Genomic DNA, 13731 nt, shown 5'->3' with positions numbered 1-13731 from the left:
TCAAAAAAACAATAAAACGGGTGCGATAACTCCCCGCCTCAGGGCCTTTTCTGGAGGCCCTGCGGGAAGAGTTTTTTAGTATTTTTTTGTTGCCGACCCGCCGCAGGGGCGCCCCTTTTTGGTGCGACGGCACTCAATCGCAAATGAGAGAAGAGAGGTACCCCCATATTTCATTCGAAAATTTCGGAAAAATTGGACAGATACTGGTTTTCTCCAGAACAAAAACCGCAAATACTCCCGATCTAGATAAATGCAGACAGGCTGCTCTGGGATTTTTTCCCCATCATCGTACTCACTGTCTTCCAGCTCTTCCGGGCAATCGGTGGGGGGGATTTGTGCTGGTCAATATATGCGGAGAGGTACGCGATGGTGATCGGATCGGACGGGTACCCGCTGCCAATCTTACCATATTTTTTTGCGAGTTTTGTAATTTCACGGTCCCGGGTGACTTTTGCGATGATACTTGCAGCAGAAACGATCGGATAGGTATCATCCGCGTGGTGCTCCGATACGATTTCGCACGCGATGTCGAGATGGCTTTTTACCGTTTCCGCATACCTGAACGGGTTGACATCGCACGCGTCAACATACGCAGTATCAGGGGCAAGTTTCTTGATCACCTGTGCGTGTGCCCGGGCAACACAGGCATTCATGGTCATCTCGCGCCGGATGGCGTCAATCTCCTCTGCGGGAATGATAACCGTAGCAACCCGGCACCGTTTTTTTATGAGGGGAAAAAGCAATTCTCGTTCTGCCGGTGTGAGCTTCTTTGAATCCTTCACACCAAGATCACAAAAGATATCTGCGGATCGCGCCCCCACCGCAGCGACCACCATTGGCCCCAGCACCGATCCTTTCCCGGCTTCGTCAACCCCGCAGATCACAAAAGTAAGGTTTATGCGCAAATTATTTCAATGGCGATGATGGTAACCGGTAATCATGTATATTATCATCGTGGGGCTTGGCGGCATCGGACGCAGCCTTGTCAAACAGGCGGTCGAACATGGCAACAACGTTGTCGTTATCGACCATGAAGAAGCCCGGTGCAGCGAGATTTTGGAGCACTACGATATCCTTGCAATCACCGGCAACGCTACCGACAAGTCCACGCTTGAAGAGGCAGGTATCGACCGGACCGATGCGTTTGTTGCCACGACAAGCGACGATGCGGTCAACCTCATGACCTGCTGGCTTGCAAAACGCTTCCATGTGCCAAACGTAGTTGCAATCGTCAACCAGACGGCCCACTCGGATTTTTTCAAGGAAGTTGGTGTCCGGATCAGCGAGAACCCGGACGATCTCGTGGCATCGCGTCTCTATTACTGGACCGAGAACCCCAAGCTCCAGCAGCTCGCCTCGATCCCGGGCGGCAGCATCTTTGAGATCGTGGCAGAGGAAAATGCCCCCATCGTCGGCCACGAGATACGGGAACTTAAAGTAAAGGACTTTGTCTTTATCGCCATACGCAGGGAGGGCGGCACGCTGATTATCCCCAGCGGAAACGTGCGGATCCAGCCTGGCGATATCTTCACGGTCTTTACCAAAAAAGAGGCAGAGGATGACTGCCTGCGGCTCTTAAACAAACAGTTAAAAAAATCAGCGTAGTGAGGCGGCAAGCGCCCCGAGCTCCACGAGAAGTTTTGGATTGGCCTTCAACAACTCTTTTACTAAGGTGAGTGTGGAGAACTCCTTTAAATCCAACTTTGAAACAGAGTGGACGATCGTGTTGAGTTTCTCGTCTGACTGCTTGATTAAATATTCCTTGATGAGGTAGTTACGCTCGATTCCTTTGCCCATCTTTGAGGCACGCCATGCCTTGTCGTAGGCCATGAGCGCTTTTTTGGAGACATCGCCTTTCGCAATGCAGTCAGCCGCTACTTCTGCTGCGAGTTTCCCCGTATACATCGCATTGTAGATGCCGCCTCCCGTAAGCGGATCGACAACCCGTGCCGCATCACCGGCAAGGATCAGGCCATCGGCAACCGTGCATTCCAACGGGCGGCAGACCGAAACCCCGCCGACAATGCATTCGATCGTCTTTCCATGCGGGAATTTCTGCTTCACGAACCGATCGAGGTAATCCTTTGCCCGGTGCCCCTTGCCGCTCTTTTTCCCGGAGATACCGATACCGACATTTGCGATTCTCTTGCCTTTCGGGAACACCCAGAGATATCCTTCAGGTGCGACTTCGTTACCCAGGTAGAAAACCGTGGCGCTTGGATTGATATCGATATCTGCCATGACGTACTGGACAGAACTCATGATCTCCCGGACCGGCACTGTCGTATCGATACCGCACCATTTGCCAAATTTCGACTCGACGCCGTCTGCTGCAATGACGACATCTGCATTGACCTTGGTGACATTCCCGCAGGACTCAAGCTGCGCACCCTTTATCCGGCCGTCATTCATAATCGGCGCGGCTGCACGTGTCTTGACAAAGACATCAGCCCCGGCATCTGCCGCCTGCCAGACCAGCGCACGGTCAAACACCTTGCGATCAAGGATATATCCGACTTTTGAACCGGCCATGGAGGACTCTAAAGACATCTCAAAACCGTCAGGGGCGACAATAACGGCACCGCTCATATCCGCAGAGATCCAGCGCGGGTCCGGTTCAATAAACTCGGACAGGGATTCCTTCCCGATCCCTTCCGCACAGCGGACCGGAGCGCCAATTGCCGGGCGTTTCTCGACAAGGCAGGCAGAGAGTCCTTTTTCTGCCGACGTCTTTGCGGCAAGGGCCCCGGCCGGGCCACCGCCTATGATCAAAACATTGTAATTATTTTTCATGCACGACCTCCAGTGCACCAAGCGGACAGACCTTGGCGCAGATACCGCAGCTCGTACAGTTTTCTTCAACAGAAAGGTATGCGTCGATCAGTTCAAGTGCACCTTCGGGGCAGACTGACACACAGCATCCACAATACCCGCAGATATCCCTGTGTACGTTGAGCATTCATGAATATGTTGGAGGCCGGTTTCATTAATCTTTACGGCTTAAAAAACCGGGCATGCGGATCGTTTCCGGTTCTGCTTCCCATAAGAGGGGATACTCCGTTTCAAAACGGAATGGACATCTCCCCCATCATCTTTTTTAATCCGGATTAAAAGCAAAAAAAGTGGAATGAAGTTCCCTGTAAACAAGGTACAGGATCCGGTTTATTCCAATAGCATGGAGATTAGGGAATTAAGGAAAATGTGCCGTACTTCCCACCGCCGCCCGGGTGCAGGGTGACGCGATTTTCCCGGAGGGCTCCAATGGCGGATGCAACTTTCGGGTGGAGCGCCCGGATCTCGGAAACCGGAACGGTGATAAGCACATCGATCTCGTTTCCGAACGCTGCGATGAACGCTGCGTAGATTGCACGGCATTTTTTCGTACCTGGTGACGAGACCCCTTCCACAGTCTGGATGATCTGCCCGAGCGGGACGAGGTGAAGGTACGGCGGGCGCGATCCGGGAGTGCCACGTGAAAGTTCCCGGGCACGGTCGTACACGCCCTTCTTGATCAGGCCGCCATCGGCCGGGCAACGCCATTTGTGCTGCTGTGCCTGTTCGAGAGTATACTGGGTAAAGCAGCGGACGCAGGCAGTGCGGTTGTATTTCCCTTCCTCCGGGAAAAAGCCGGCATTTGCCTCGATGGCGCCGTGCCGGATACTATCCAGCACGCCCCGTACAGAGAGTTTCCCGAGAAGCCGGATCCGGTTAAACTCGCGGCCGATTTTTTCCGGTTGCGGGCTGTGGGCATCCGAGTTTGAGAGGAACGGAACGCCGGCGAGCTCCGGAATGCCCGCACCATACGAACTGTCAGCAGATAGCCCCAGCTCAAGGAGATCGATCTTCTCGCTGCCATAACAACCGGCGACCGAATCATGGTACGCAAAGAGCGCAGTCCACGGTGTGAACGCATGGGCCGGGCCGATAAGGACCCCGACCTCGTGTGCCATCTTTGCAATTTCTTCTCCTGAAAGATACACATGCGGGCGCCCATTCGTGCTGATACTTTTACTGTGGGGTTTGAGCAGCTCGCGGAGCTGGGTAAACTGCCCGAAATCCTCGGCAAGGATCAGGTGGTGGACCCGGTGCTCATCCTCAACCTCACCGGTCGGGACAACACAGATACCAGCCTCGTTTGAAAGAAACGGTTCCCATTCTTTCTGCCAGGCCGGGTGCAGGGCATCACCGGTGCCAAGGACATGGAGTCCCTTTGTTACAGAGACAGATAACAGGTTTTCAGGATGCATCGCTCCCGATACTGCCATGGAGTACGGGGAGTGGATGTGCAAATCGGTATTTGCAAGCATGGGTACCTTCCTGATTGCATCTTTTAAGGATATAAGGGATCAGGGAATCCGGCTTGCCGTGAATTCCGGCGGGCTTCCTTTAAAACAAAAAAGACTGCCAGATTTGAGAGCGGGCAGTTACCCAATGTAACTGAGTTCTTCGTCCCGCTGCATCTTCTCGCTTTCAAGAAGGCCCTGAACGACTTTCTCCATTTCAGCTGCGCGGTCGTTAAGCTGGGTCGGATCAACCGGCACTGCGATGAGTTTTGAGAGAACCGAAAGCACGCCTGCCGCACTCATCGGGTCAACAATGTATCCGCTCGTCTCGCCCATCAGGCAGACTGCATCGATTCCCCGCATGCCACCCATGCCGAGGAGAAGCCCTGCGGCGCCAATAATACCGCCGCCCGGTTCTTCGCGGTCAAACGTCACGCCCGCCGCCTCGATCTCCGTTTTTAATTCCTCGCGGTTGGCGGCACCCAGAACCCGGGGTGCATTGACCAGGTGCCCGACACCGAACCCCCCCAGCGTGTAAATCCGTTTTACCCCGAGTTCGACCGCCATATCGAGATACGCATCGGCCATGCGATAGTGTCCCTCGTTTGAGGTGCTCTGGAAATCCCCCACAAGGAAAACAACGTGCCGGTCCTCTGCCTTGTATAGGTAAATCTCGTTTCGCGGCAGCCGGGCAACGCCGTTTTCCTCGATGATTACCTGAGGGGGCAGGTAAATCGAGTGGATCTCTCCGATCTTTTCTGCGCCCAGCATGTGGATCATGTACTCGGCAACAAGTTTTCCCACCTGCCCGATGCCGGGCAGCCCCCCGATAAGGACAGGATTAGTGAGATTTTTATCCGTAAATGTATCGAGATACCGGATGCTGATGTCATCGATCATATATCAGCCTCCTGTTTTGCAATCCTGCGGTATTTACCAAAACGGTCCTGTACCGAAAATCGTGCAGGGTGGGCACTTGATGTCGGCCCGCCGCACACGGGACATAAAAGAGAAAGGGTATAGGTATTGTCTACACCGCAGCGACGGATTTTCCCGTTCATTGACTCTTCCCGGACTTGGGTTTTTTGATGAGTTTGCCTTCGCCGCCGGATTTTTCAAGAACTGCGATTGCGGCATTGGCAGATTTCTCAAGCGCTTTTTCCGCTTTCTTGTAATCGGATGCTGTTACTTTGATACGGTATGCGGGAGCACCCAGGTACAGCAAATCGATATCTGCCCCGGCAGTTTTTGATTCGCTCGCCTTTTTTAAGGCAGTCCGTATGACCATCACGCCATCGGGTTCTGCAGACATGAGCTCCAACTGGCCGGTCACCTCGACTCTGGGGATCTTGACATTTTCGTGGGCGATATGCACCAGCGCTTCGCTCGCTTTTTTTGAGAGCCCCAGTTTTTTGACCGTCGCATCGCTGTCGGTGACGATATCCTCGAACACCGCGTACAACTCGCCGTATTTATCGAAGATTACATTTTCTATTTCCACGGCAGGTTCGCCGGATTTCTCTGCGACAAAGCCGATCCACTTGCGCGCCTTGGACTCATTTTTCCACTCGCGGATCTTTTCGCGGCGCTGGTGCTCGTTGACATCCTTTTTGGAAAGATCGATGTGACCCCGGGTCCGGTCGACATTGAGGACCTTACAGACAATCTTCTGGCCCTCCCGGATGTGGTCACGGATATACTTGATCCAGCCGGTTGCAATTTCAGAGATGGGGATGAGCCCCTGCCTGCCACCGTACTCGTCAAGCGATACGAATGCAACGAAATCCTTGACGTTTTCTACGGTGCAGACTACCAGTTCTGATTCCTGTGGCCACTCCCTGTCTCTTTCCGGCATGAGCTGGCTCACTTGAACTCTGAGACGATCTCAGCCTTTAAAGTCGCCTTTCCGCCCGTCGGGGTCGCAAGATCGCGTCCGCAGACAACACACTTGACGGTCGTGCTCGCCTTGGAGAAGACCGTCTGTTCATTATCGCAGTCCGGGCACTTTACTTTTAAAAAGCTGCTCCGGTTTGCCCGTGCTTCACGTACCATATTACCTCACTCCGTCAACTCAAACTTGGCAACCCGGTATCCTTTTCTCAGGTGTGCTTTTCCGCAGGTTGTGCAGCGGTACCGGACGTTGATCTTCTTTGTGGGCTTGTCGCCACCGGGGACCTTTGAGAATTTTCCCATGTTGCCCACTTTGCCTCTGCGTGCCTTCTGGCGGTCGATCCAGTGGAGGCCGGTCGTCTTGCTTTTCTTGACCTTCTCCACTTCGTGGATCTGGTGACTCCTGCAAAAAGGACAGTAAGTTTTGAATTTCACTGGCATCTTCATGATGTTTTCACCGAATGTGCTCTAATATTGAATCCCAGTATTATTTACTAAGGTTCATATTTAAGATATGGGTGCCGTCGGCAGTACAAAGTATTGCCGTCGTCCCGGTTTTTTAGTAATTCTCATCGTGGCGAAGAGTGTAAAGTTTTAGTGCCGGGATCATAAAAAGATTAGGATGGTGAGGATCTCCCCGGCTCCAGATGAGATACGACATCAGGAAAAAGCGGCCTCCCGGAAACTACGGTGCAACAGAGACCCATAAAAAGATCCCGGTTATTTGCATGAGGGGAGGGGAAGCGCGACGACAATGTTCCGGTCGCTTAAGACGGAGGCATTCCTCTCGGGAAGGGTCACGATATCGCCTTTTAAGAGAGTGTAGATCCTCCCGTCAACACCCATAAACGAATCCATATCCCCGAGCACCCGCACGAGCATATACGGAGGGGTGAGGGACGGCGCATCGGTTGAGGGGGCCGGGGATGACGGCACCGGTCCTTCCGTGGCCGGAGAGATTTCCTCGTATACTGCATCCCCGTCATCCTCCAGGGTATCCACACCGGCAGGAACCACCGGGGGAACCGGCACGAGCGGCTGCTTGGTATTGTGGAGCAGGATTCCCTGGCATTCCTCAAGACCTGCTGCAACCCGGTCAAACATCTCACGCTCGGAGGGGATCATCCGTTTGACCTCTTCCCGGTCATAGTAGTTGCCCTCCGCATGCATGAGGGCAAGGGCAAGGATCTTGCGCGAGCGGATGGCGAAGAGCTCGTGCATGGTCTCCTTGATCGCGATGGTCTCTTCTATGAGTGCACGTGCCTCATCGGACAGCGGATCTTCGATCGCATAGACTTTCTTTAAGAGTGCTGCGATCTCCGCGTGGGTGTGGTCGAAGATGTCCGGGGCTATCTGGAGGAGTTTGCCGGTTTCGCGCTCTGATAGCAGGATGCTGCGCAGATCATCAAATCCCATGGCAGGTACCCGAAGGTGATTACTCTTTTATGCAATTTCCGCGATGCCGCGGCAGCAGAGGAAGACTGCCACAGCCTCAGGTACTGTAGAGATCCCTTTTTGGATCTGATAAGTGCTTCCAAGCATCGGCATGGCAAGCGGGAACCGCGAGTCCACTTTGACCTCACGGGTTGAAAAGACCACGGCATCCACGAGAGGGTCAAACCCGGGAAGGTCACGCACCTCAAGAGGCTGTACCCGCATCCCGCTGCCGCCGTGCAGGGAGGTCGGCATCCGGATCAGGCGTTTTATGTCGGTCGTGACCGGCTCATCCGCAAGCGCTGCCCGGTCGTTTAACCGCTTCCGGAACTCCCCTTCGGTTTCGTGCACGATCGTTTTTATGACCCGGTCCTTGAGGATCACCGGATCGATCTGCCCGCCTCCTTTGAGACCAGCGATCATCTCCATCCGCCTTTTTAAAAGCCCGGCCGCAAATTCCTTGCCCACGCCATCCAGCGCGGTGAGATATACCATTGCGTCTTCCTCGCTCTGGCTGCCCAGCCACGTGAGGTACTCGATGAGCGCCTCGCGGAACCGGGCCGGCCACCCGGACGAGGAGGATGGACCTGATGGCAGGACCGCAGGATCGAGCCCGATACCGCAGATGTAGTCGACCATTTCCCGGCGCTCGGCGCTCCCCCACCCGCGGAAGGCGAGATCCTTCACGTGCACATGGTATCCCCGCCCACCTGAAAAGACCAGTTCGATCTGTTTTGGATCGATCCCCAGTTCTCCGGTGAGCATGGCCAGCAGTTTTTCCGTCTCGGTCTTGACCCGGGCAAGCATCTGGTCGTAGGGCCCTTTGACGATATGATCGGCATCAAGGTCGAAGATCAGGTCGGCCCCGCACCAGCCCTTCTCGGCCATGGTGGGTGCATCCGGTTTCTCGTAATAGGCGCTTGAATAATAGAGATGGGAGGGCACGAGGTTTTTGATATAATCGAAGAGCTCCAAACGATCGGTAAAGCCGATGTGCCGGCGCATCCGCATCTCGGCAGCGCCGGGATTAAAGAGGACAAAACCCCATTCCCGCTGCTCAAGCGAGGACGGGGAGACCAGTATTGCTTTCCGGTAATACTCGGTAAACCGCTGCCGCACAAACTCCGTGGTCGCCGGGTTCATGACATCTCCTTTACCATATAGGGGCCTCTGCGTTCATATCCCTGTCTCCGGTAATAGGGCCGGACGCCGATACCGCTCATGATCGCGACGCGCTCAAAGCCTGCGGCTTTTGCGATCTCCTCGGCACGGGAAAGGAGTACCCGCCCGAAGCTCCGGTGCTGCCATTCTTCGGACTCTGCCGCATCAAGCCCAACCGGGACGAGACTCCCGTAGACATGGAGCTCGCGGACGAGCGCGGCGCCATGAAGCTCGGGGCGGAACTCCGAGGACGGGAACCGGAGCCGGGCAAACCCGATGAGGGAGTCACCTGAGACCGCGGAGATGAAATGTTCGGTCCCGCCGCAGCACTCGTACTGTGTCACCCGTATTTCCGATTCCACGACAGAGGGGAGACGGCCGATCTCCCGGCACCGGATGCAGCGGCAGTGCCGGCCCTGCGCGGCAAGACGGTTCTGGGCCAGCTGCCGGAAGTTGGAGTGCTTTGAGCCGGCCACGATCAGTTTTGCCGGGATGTCGCGCTGCACCCGCGAGAGCCGGGTGTATTCCGGGATGAGCGATTTCGCGTAGGCGATGAGATCGATGAGCTGATCCTCTTCGTAGGGGGCATACTTTTTTCGCTCCCAGAGTTCCTCGATCTCGGAGCCGGGCGTGACAAGCGTCGGGTAGATCTTTAAAAAATCCGGTTTGAACCGGGGATCGGAGAAGATCGTCTCGAACATCTCCTTGTCCGCGGCAATGGTCGAATGCGGGAGGTTGGGCATCATGTGAAACCCGACCTTGATCCCGGCATCCCGGAGGAGCCGGTTGGCCTCCACCGTATCGGCTACCGTGCAGCCCCGGCGGTTGAATGCGAGGATCTCATCGTTGACGTGCTGGACGCCCAGTTCCACCTTCGTGACCCCGAGGTCAAGCATCCGGTTGATGTGCTCTTTTTTGCACCAGTCCGGCCGGGTCTCAAACGTAATTGCAATACACCGGACATCCGAGGTCTCGTTTGCCGCCTCGACTTCTGCGACAGAAGGCACTGCTGCTGCCCGGGTGTCGCCGGGATAGACGTTCATCGCCTCGATGCACCGGGCGACAAACTCGTTCTGGTATTCCACGGGACGGGCGGTCATCGTCCCGCCCATCACGATCAGTTCCACTTTTTCGACCCGGTGGCCCAGCGTCTCGAACTGCCCGAGCCGGGCGTGGACCTGCGCGAACGGATCGTAGTTGTGCTCCCGGGCCCGCTTTGCTGCCGGCTCTTCCCCGGTATAACTCTGCGGCGACCCGAACGGGTGCGCCGGCCCACCCGGGCAGGGCAGGCATTTGCCGTGCGGGCAGGGATACGGCGACGTCATCACCGCAACCGGTGCGACGCCCGAGAGGGTACGGGTGGGCTTGACAAGAAGGATCCTGCGCAGGGTCTCCCGCTCAACCGGAGTCGCAGCCGCGAGGATTGCAGAATTTTTTGGAACTGCCGTAAGCCGGTACTTCCGGCAGATATCAATTTTTACGGCAATAATCCCGCTGTCACCAGGAGGCAGGGAGAGGATGCGGGAGATGATCTCCCGTAATGCCAGTGCCTCATCCATAACAGTTAATGTTCGACTGCGACCTGTTGAGTCGGTGCTGTTGCAGTCTCAGGAGAATAGTTCACCACATGCACTGCATGGTGTCCGTTGATATGGGCAACAATCTCTTCACCCAGCGTGAGAAGAGCATCCTTATGGGCTTTTTTATCTTTATGTATATGAACCGGTGATATTTCGAGAGTGTTATAGCGTTCAGTTTCGATTTCCTCATTCGTAGTGTTCTCGTAATACTTCTTGATATGTACCATCAGCATATGCAGATGCAGTAACTCTTCCTTTTGCACACTATCGCCTTCTCTCTGAAAAGTTATTTTTTCTGTGCGACAGATATACCTTACTGGTGAAATTTATAAGAGAAAACATTCACCCAAGGGGATTATTGGCGGGACTCGCAATTGGGGACGCGTTGGGTGCGCCTTTGGAAGGATCTGCCCAGCCTGAAGCGTGGGTGACAAATATGCGGCCCGGAGGACGCCATTTCCGGAAGGCCGGCCAGTACACGGACGACACGCTGCAGGCACTCGCGGTCACGGAATCGCTCCTCACATGCAGGAGTTTTAACTCATCGGACCTTGTATTGCGATTGCTTTCCGGGTACAAAAATCGCCCGGAATGGTACGGCCCGACCTCTTCTGCATTCTTTACGTTTGTACGCTCCGGCATCCCACCGCAGCGTGCCGCATGGCTCGTGCACCGGCGCCATAATGGGAGCAGGAGCAACGGGAGCGTGATGCGGGGATTTCCCCTCGGGATCTTTTACTCCGCAGATCGGGTGTACGAGGTAAGCATTGCGTGCTCCCGGCTTACTCATTTTGATCCGGTCGCGGCCCACTGCTCAGCGTGGCTCAACATGATGGCAAGCGATCTGTGCCGGGGGGTTTCACGCAGGCAGGCGTTCGTCCACGCCCGCTCGCGGTGCCGGGATCCGGAAGTGCTGGATAAACTCGGGAGTTACGAGCGCTACCAGCCCGAGCCCTCGCTTGACGCGGTACTCTGCTCACACGCGGCACTCTCCTGTTTTATGAATGCCCGTACGTTCGGGAACGCGGTACTCTCAGCCATCAATCTCGGGGGAGATGCGGATACTGTGGGTGCCTGCTGCGGGGCGCTTGCCGGGGCATACTGGGGACTTGACGCTGTGCCGGAGCGTTGGAGCCGGGTGGTCGAAGGATACGAAGATTTAATCCGGATTGCAGGAGCGTTGTGGGAGATAAGAGAGGATAGCGGATAACATAAGTACACTGCCCGACCCCCTGCCACCCCTCCTGCCATTTTTACACACAATTTGCATGTCCATCCATGATACAGGCCTCGCATTTTTACGTCGCTATTCTTCCTGAAAACCGGGTTACAGATTCCATCAACTCCACCAGGGTTTGTGCGGCCGTTTTTTAATTTGTACCCATCTGACCCCCTCCATCACGCCCCAAAAAAGAAGATCTTTTCAGGGCAATTTTACGATGATAAACAGGGGAAATTTTCAAGAAAAAATGCATGGGGGGGGTCAGTGGGGGAATTTTTGCTGGATAGGCTGCAGATCTACTGATATCGTACGAGACTCCCGTGATCGTTCCACATCGCGACAAATATCAACAGATTATATTACGCAATGGTATCCGGCACGTTCGAGAGTATTATTCCGGAGATTCCACTTCCTGATGATGAGGTGCATGTGGCGTATCACGACAACATGACAAAAGAGGGACCGGGCGCGGAAATATCAGAACGATCAATAAAAAAGGTATCACGTTGGTTTAATCTCAACCAGCTTCAGGGCCCGGCCTTTCCCGCAGATTTCGGAAGCGTTGCCCAGTACATCGGCAACCACATATTTTTCGCCTTCGACCACTCCGTCCGGCCGGCATAACGGGTAACTTCTGCACTCCGCCTTGTTGCAGGAGAACTCAATCTTTATCTTGGAGTTGACAATCGCCATGTCAGCACTGATAAGCATGGTGACAGGAGCATCCATCACCTCAACAGCGGTTGCCCCGTTGAAGTGAATGGCGCACTCGTGATGGGTACTCCGGACCGTGACAATCCGGTACCGGTGGCCCTTGTTTAAGTTGTGGCACGCCTTTTTGACCTTACAGGTTCCGCACTCGGGAGTCTCTCCCTCGTAGATAAACTCCACGCCGGGTTTTGCCAGCACCGTCCCGACAAGCGTCACTTTGGTTTTTGTATCTGCCATGGCAAAATCCCTCCACTTCATTTTGTTATTACACCGGTTTATTCTGAATAGAGCATCTGCACGAGTTTCTCCGCAGATTCTCTGGTGATCCCCATATCAAAGATTGTAAAGCGTTCCGGGCGGATAGTCTTTGCCATCAGGAGCGCCTCGACTGCGACCTCATCGCTGATCCCGAGATCGGCCGGGGTGGTCGGGGCGCCAATCGTCTTCAGCGAGGCCCGGATCCCCCGCCAGTCGCCGCCGTGCAGGTACATCGAGATGATGGTACCGATCCCGCAGCTCTCCCCGTGCAGCGCCTTTCCCGGGGCAAGCCGGTCAAGGGCGTGGGAGAACTTATGCTCCCCGCCGCTTGCCGGCCGGGACGACCCGGCAATGCTCATCGCAACGCCGCTTGACACGAGGGCCTTTGTGACAAACCACGCCGACTGCTCCTGGTGGGGTTTGATGAGATCGGCATTTTTGACGAGGATCTCTGCGGTCATTTTGGAGAGCGCGATCGCATACTCGCTCATCGGCTCGCCCTTGATCCGGTGGGCCAGTTCCCAGTCGAGGATTGCGGTGTAATTGGAGATTACATCCGCACACCCGGCCGCGAGAAGACGGTGCGGGGCGGCAGCGATGATACCGGTATCCGCGATGATGGCTAGAGGCGGATGTGCCTCAAGGGAGACATTGCCCTCCCCGGTCGGCACCGAGGCCCGGGCAGACGCGATGCCGTCATGGGATGCCGCGGTCGGGACGGAGACAAACTGCCGGTCGATATTGTACGATACGATCTTTGCGGTATCGATCACCCGGCCGCCCCCGACTCCTACGACAAAATCCATGCCCTGCGCCGCGTGCTCTGCCTCATGGATAATCTTCGGGCTGATCTCTTCTGCAATGAAAACTTTTACCGTCCCTGTACGGGAAAGGTACTCCTGAACAGTTTTTCCTGCACGTTCCATGGTGCTCTTGCCGGAGATCAGGAGGGCAGACCTGCCGAGTTTGAGGTCTTCGCAGACCGGGGTGATCTGGTTAAGGACGTCGTGACCTATCACCACATCCCGGGGTAACTGCATCCACTTGGACTTGTCAAAGACCTTCTCTCTGAGTAATTTTATAGTATCCGGGCTCATCGGTATAATGAATGATTAGTGATTTCATATACAAATACTACATCGATCCCGTCAAGTACGGCGAGCCCTATAATATTGTCGAGACGCTCACCTAC

At 55.1% G+C, this 13731-nt stretch carries 18 protein-coding genes; 3 read left to right on the top strand and 15 right to left on the bottom strand.

Going from position 1 to position 13731, the window contains the following annotated elements; all coding sequences use genetic code 11:
* Positions 1-242: 242 nt before the first annotated feature.
* Positions 243-884, bottom strand: coding sequence for a ribonuclease HII (gene rnhB / locus WCX19_RS07625; protein ID WP_373006864.1), 642 nt, complete (start codon positions 882-884; stop codon positions 243-245).
* A gap of 55 nt (positions 885-939) precedes the next feature.
* On the opposite strand from rnhB, the gene WCX19_RS07620 reads away from it, so the two are divergent.
* Entirely contained in the window at positions 940-1605 is a 666-nt protein-coding gene (locus tag WCX19_RS07620) for a TrkA family potassium uptake protein (protein WP_373006773.1), read from the top strand.
* On the opposite strand, the gene WCX19_RS07615 is transcribed toward WCX19_RS07620, so the two are convergent.
* The 12 genes from WCX19_RS07615 to WCX19_RS07560 form a co-directional block, all read right to left on the bottom strand.
* Positions 1597-2793 carry an NAD(P)/FAD-dependent oxidoreductase gene (locus WCX19_RS07615; RefSeq protein ID WP_373006771.1) on the bottom strand — a complete coding sequence of 399 codons (1197 nt, stop codon included), beginning with the start codon at positions 2791-2793 and terminating at the stop codon, positions 1597-1599. The two genes, WCX19_RS07620 and WCX19_RS07615, sit on opposite strands and share 9 nt — an antisense overlap.
* Positions 2783-2959 carry a 4Fe-4S binding protein gene (locus tag WCX19_RS07610; protein ID WP_012107516.1) on the bottom strand — a complete coding sequence of 59 codons (177 nt, stop codon included), beginning with the start codon at positions 2957-2959 and terminating at the stop codon, positions 2783-2785. The genes WCX19_RS07615 and WCX19_RS07610 overlap by 11 nt, the downstream gene beginning before the upstream one ends.
* A gap of 223 nt (positions 2960-3182) precedes the next feature.
* The gene (locus WCX19_RS07605) at positions 3183-4307 is read right to left on the bottom strand and encodes an endonuclease Q family protein (protein WP_373006769.1); all 1125 of its coding nucleotides are present in this window, start codon (positions 4305-4307) and stop codon (positions 3183-3185) included.
* 117 nt (positions 4308-4424) lie between these two features.
* The gene (locus WCX19_RS07600; protein ID WP_373006767.1) at positions 4425-5183 is read right to left on the bottom strand and encodes a proteasome assembly chaperone family protein; all 759 of its coding nucleotides are present in this window, start codon (positions 5181-5183) and stop codon (positions 4425-4427) included.
* Positions 5180-5344 (bottom strand): RNA-protein complex protein Nop10, encoded by a 165-nt coding sequence (locus WCX19_RS07595; RefSeq protein WP_373006765.1) that lies wholly within the window; start codon positions 5342-5344, stop codon positions 5180-5182. The genes WCX19_RS07600 and WCX19_RS07595 overlap by 4 nt, the downstream gene beginning before the upstream one ends.
* Positions 5341-6138 (bottom strand): translation initiation factor IF-2 subunit alpha, encoded by a 798-nt coding sequence (locus WCX19_RS07590; protein WP_373006763.1) that lies wholly within the window; start codon positions 6136-6138, stop codon positions 5341-5343. Before WCX19_RS07590 ends, WCX19_RS07595 begins: the two co-directional genes overlap by 4 nt.
* Positions 6139-6146: 8 nt before the next feature.
* Positions 6147-6335, bottom strand: coding sequence for a 30S ribosomal protein S27e (locus tag WCX19_RS07585; RefSeq protein ID WP_373006761.1), 189 nt, complete (start codon positions 6333-6335; stop codon positions 6147-6149).
* A 6-nt stretch (positions 6336-6341) separates the two neighbouring features.
* On the bottom strand, positions 6342-6620 hold the full coding sequence (locus WCX19_RS07580; RefSeq protein WP_292423937.1) for a 50S ribosomal protein L44e: 279 nt from the start codon (positions 6618-6620) through the stop codon (positions 6342-6344).
* 273 nt (positions 6621-6893) lie between these two features.
* Complete coding sequence (locus tag WCX19_RS07575; RefSeq protein ID WP_373006759.1) at positions 6894-7589, bottom strand: hypothetical protein; 696 nt, start codon at positions 7587-7589, stop codon at positions 6894-6896.
* A gap of 27 nt (positions 7590-7616) precedes the next feature.
* A complete protein-coding gene (locus tag WCX19_RS07570) occupies positions 7617-8750 on the bottom strand; it encodes a DNA primase small subunit domain-containing protein (protein WP_373006757.1) in 1134 nt (377 codons plus the stop codon).
* Complete coding sequence (locus tag WCX19_RS07565) at positions 8747-10327, bottom strand: tRNA uridine(34) 5-carboxymethylaminomethyl modification radical SAM/GNAT enzyme Elp3 (RefSeq protein ID WP_373006755.1); 1581 nt, start codon at positions 10325-10327, stop codon at positions 8747-8749. The genes WCX19_RS07570 and WCX19_RS07565 overlap by 4 nt, the downstream gene beginning before the upstream one ends.
* Positions 10328-10332: 5 nt before the next feature.
* The gene (locus WCX19_RS07560; protein ID WP_373006753.1) at positions 10333-10611 is read right to left on the bottom strand and encodes a UPF0058 family protein; all 279 of its coding nucleotides are present in this window, start codon (positions 10609-10611) and stop codon (positions 10333-10335) included.
* A gap of 95 nt (positions 10612-10706) precedes the next feature.
* Here WCX19_RS07560 and WCX19_RS07555 point away from each other — a divergent pair, with 95 nt between their 5' ends.
* Entirely contained in the window at positions 10707-11558 is an 852-nt protein-coding gene (locus tag WCX19_RS07555) for an ADP-ribosylglycohydrolase family protein (RefSeq protein ID WP_373006751.1), read from the top strand.
* A 513-nt stretch (positions 11559-12071) separates the two neighbouring features.
* Here WCX19_RS07555 and WCX19_RS07550 read toward each other — a convergent pair.
* Both WCX19_RS07550 and WCX19_RS07545 read right to left on the bottom strand, forming a co-directional pair.
* Positions 12072-12518, bottom strand: coding sequence for a UPF0179 family protein (locus WCX19_RS07550; RefSeq protein ID WP_373006749.1), 447 nt, complete (start codon positions 12516-12518; stop codon positions 12072-12074).
* A gap of 38 nt (positions 12519-12556) precedes the next feature.
* Positions 12557-13636, bottom strand: a complete 1080-nt coding sequence (locus WCX19_RS07545; RefSeq protein ID WP_373006747.1) for an NAD(P)-dependent glycerol-1-phosphate dehydrogenase — start codon at positions 13634-13636, stop codon at positions 12557-12559.
* An 11-nt stretch (positions 13637-13647) separates the two neighbouring features.
* Between WCX19_RS07545 and WCX19_RS07540 the strand changes: the two genes are divergently transcribed.
* Positions 13648-13731, top strand: an 84-nt coding sequence (locus WCX19_RS07540; RefSeq protein WP_373006862.1) for a DUF63 family protein, incomplete at its 3' end; no start/stop codon positions are given.

It is taken from the genome of Methanoregula sp. (assembly GCF_041663825.1).
GTDB lineage: Archaea > Halobacteriota > Methanomicrobia > Methanomicrobiales > Methanospirillaceae > Methanoregula.
The sequence above is the reverse complement of the archived record's forward strand: the minus strand, read 5'-3'. Positions and strand labels throughout refer to the sequence as shown.